We start from the raw sequence: 2479 nt of genomic DNA on the forward strand, positions 1-2479 counted from the left end.
CGCCACGGGCCGGGGGCCGTCACTCTGCCCCGCCCGGCGCCGGCTCGGCCAGCAGGCCCTCCAGCAGCGTCCGCAGCCTGGTGGTGCGCTCGGCTCCGGGCTGCTCCGCGACAGCGCGCGGCAGCGCCTGGTCCACGCCGTGCACCACCGACAGATGGCGCTCCGCCCGGCCGAACGCCGTGTACACCCACGGCCGGCTCAGGGACTGGGCGGCGTCGCCCGGCAGCACCACGACCACCGCGGGCCACCGCATGCCCGCCGCCTGGTGCGCGGTGAGGGCCCAGCCGTGGCGCAGCGCGGACTCCACCCGCTCCCTCGGCACGACGGTCCTTGTGCCCTCGCAGTCGAGGTGGAGTCCGTCGGGGCCGGCGGAGACGACCGTGCCGGTGACCGTCCGGCCGAGCGCCTGGGCATAGGCGACCCGGTCGCCCGGGTCGAAGCCGGCGAAGCGGCCTGCTCCCGGATTCAGGCGCTGCTTGAGCGCCGCGTTGAGGGCACGCGTCCCGGCGGAGCCGCCGTGGCCGACGGTGATCACCTGGGTCTGCTCGGCCGGAACCCCGATGGCCCGGGGCACGGAGTCCGCCACCAGCTGGACCGTACGGTGCACCGCCTCGCCGGCGTCGCGCACCGGGACGATCACGACCTCCTTGCCGGGGGCCTCGACCTGGTTCAGCTCTCCGACGCCGATTCCCGAGACCAGTTCCCCGAGCGGGCCGGGGTCGGGCGTACGGGACGCGACCTGCGGACACACCCGCGCGGCGAGCAGGTCCGCGAACACCCGGCCCGCGCCCGCGCCGCCCAGCACCCCGGGGTCGCCGCCGAGCACCAGCCTGCTGCCGTCGGGCATGGATTCCACCAGCATCGCCGCGGTCTCCACGTCGAGCTGCGGCGCGTCCAGCAGGACGAGCAGGTCGAGAGCGAAAGCGCCGTCCTCGTCGCGGCCGGGCCCCGCGACGCCCGACAACAGGTCGACGACGGTGACCGCGCCGACGTCCGGACCCAGCCGGCGCACCCCGTTCTCCCCGTGCACCGCCACAGCCGCCCGCAGCCCCATGGCGCGGGCCTGCTCCGCGAGCGCAACCGGCTCAGCCCTGGCGGCCTCGCCACCGGTGTGGACGACCAGGCCGTTCGCGCCCGCCGCCCGCACGAGCCCGGTGCCCTCCCAGACGTCGGAAGGCCCGGTCCTGATCAGCCTCGCCAGGCCGTCCGCGAGGCTCTCCTCCGCCATCGCGTACCGGTCGAGTCCGAGGAGGACCGTGACGGGAACGTCTTCCTCCACGCCCTCCTGGAAGACCAGCACCGTGCCGTCCGCGACCGCGTGCTGCACGGCCTCTTCCGGGTCCGGCACCGACCGCTCGGCGAGCGCGGCGTGCAGGGCCGAGGCTTCGAGGGCGGTGTGCCCCTGGAGCGCGGCACGCTCCAGCACCCAGGTGACGAGGGCGGACGTCCGGCGCTCGTCGCCGGGGGTCGCCTCCGCGCCGAGCAGTGCCCGCGCGAATCCGTCGGCCTGCTCAGGCCGCACGCCGGGCACCGAGAGCAACCGCCAGGGGTCCTCGGCGAGCGCCTCGCCCGCCGCCTCGCCGAGCAGCTCGGCCACTTGCGGGGCGAGCGATTCGGGCGCGCCGCCATTGAGCAGCACGGCCCGCGCGCCGGCGAGTGCCTCCGCGGGGACGGCGGCCGGCGCAGGCTCCACGGCCCGGGCCCGGACGGGCGGGGCGGCGACGGGAGCGGCCCGCCGCGGCTCGGGCGGGGACGAATCGAAATAGGCGGTGGCCGCCTTCTCGCCGCTCTCCACGGCCCGCACGGCGGCGAGCAGGTCCGCCGCCTTGCCGCTCAGCTTGGCCCCGCTGTCGATGGGCCCTTCCTTTTCGGCCTTGCGCTGCTCGATCCGCGCCCGGAGCTCCCGCTGCGCGGCGATCTCGGCCTCGGCCTCGCTCACCCCGCCGCCGGCCGCCTCTTTCCCATCGGCTGTGACGTCGGCGTTCTCGTCCGCGACGCCCGTGCCGTCGTCTTCCGACCCGGCGCCGGCTGCGTCCGCGCCGACCGTGTCCGCCTCACCTTCGGCGGGGGAGTGATCCGTCGCCCCGCTCGCGTCGTCGTCCTCAGGCCCGTCGCCGTCGGCGTGGGCCTCGTCCGCGTTGTCGGCCCTGGAGTCGGCCGCCTTGTCGCCGTCGGCTGTGTCGTCGCGGCTCTCGCCCGCGACGCCGTCCTTCAAGCCGTCACTGCCGCCCGCGCGGGCCTCCTCCGCGTTGTCGGCCCTGAGGGCGGCCGCCTCTTCGCCGTCGGCTGTGGCGTCGTCGCGGCTCGCCTCCGGGACGCCCGCGTCGTCCTCCGACCCGGCGCCGACCTCGCCCGCGTCCGCCTCGCCTTCGGCGGGGGAGTGGTCTGGCGCCCCGCTCGCGTCCGCGTCGGCGGCGCCTGGATCGCCGCCGGCAAGCCCGTCGCCCGCCGCGTCGTCCTCCAGCCCGTCGGCGACGCC

At 77.0% G+C, this 2479-nt stretch carries 1 protein-coding gene; it reads right to left on the reverse strand.

Annotation, left to right across the window (positions count from 1 at the left end; all coding sequences use genetic code 11):
• Positions 1–19: 19 nt before the first annotated feature.
• Positions 20–2215: a helix-hairpin-helix domain-containing protein gene (locus ACWGH4_RS34100; protein WP_453467672.1), complete on the reverse strand. Its 2196-nt coding sequence runs from the start codon at positions 2213–2215 to the stop codon at positions 20–22.
• Positions 2216–2479 lie beyond the last annotated feature (264 nt).

This window comes from Streptomyces sp. NPDC054847 (assembly GCF_053610925.1).